The sequence below is a fragment of the Mycolicibacterium sichuanense genome, from assembly GCF_033741125.1.
Classification (GTDB): domain Bacteria; phylum Actinomycetota; class Actinomycetes; order Mycobacteriales; family Mycobacteriaceae; genus Mycobacterium.
Genome location: NZ_JAWQPU010000026.1, coordinates 1 through 569, shown reverse-complemented (window position 1 = coordinate 569; position 569 = coordinate 1). Strand labels below are relative to the sequence as shown.

Below are 569 nucleotides of genomic sequence, written 5' to 3'. Positions count from 1 at the left end.
TTCGGCGACCAACGCGGCCACCCGGTCGGCCACCCCTTCGAGGACCAGCGCACCGGCGGAGTCGACGACGTAGACGCATTGGCAGCCGGCGTCGGCCATGATCCGGGCTTGGGCGGCGAGCTTCTCCGGGCTGATGGTGTGGCTCATCATCAGGAACCCGACGGTCTCCAGCCCGAGTTCGCGGGCCAACCCGAAGTGCTGGATCGACACGTCGGCCTCGGTGCAGTGGGTGGCGATCCGGCAGATCGCCCCGCCATTGTTCTGCGCTTCCTTGATGTCCTCCTTGGTGCCCACCCCGGGCAGCATCAGGAACGCGATCTTGGAGTTCGTGGCCGTCTGCGCGGCCAGCTTGATCAGCTCCTGCTCGGGGGTCTTGGAGAACCCGTAGTTGAAGCTCGACCCTCCCAGCCCGTCACCGTGGGTGACCTCGATCACCGGGACACCGGCGGTGTCCAGGGCGGCGACGATGGCGCCGACCTCTTCCTTGGTGAACTGGTGGCGCTTGTGATGCGACCCGTCGCGCAGCGAGGTGTCGGTCATCCGGACGTCCCACATCGGGTCGAAGTAGA

Annotated in this window: 1 pseudogene; it reads right to left on the bottom strand. The window is 66.8% G+C overall.

Annotation, left to right across the window (positions count from 1 at the left end):
* Nucleotides 1-569 (bottom strand): annotated as a pseudogene (locus SBI80_RS28150) (4-hydroxy-2-oxovalerate aldolase); the annotation flags it as partial.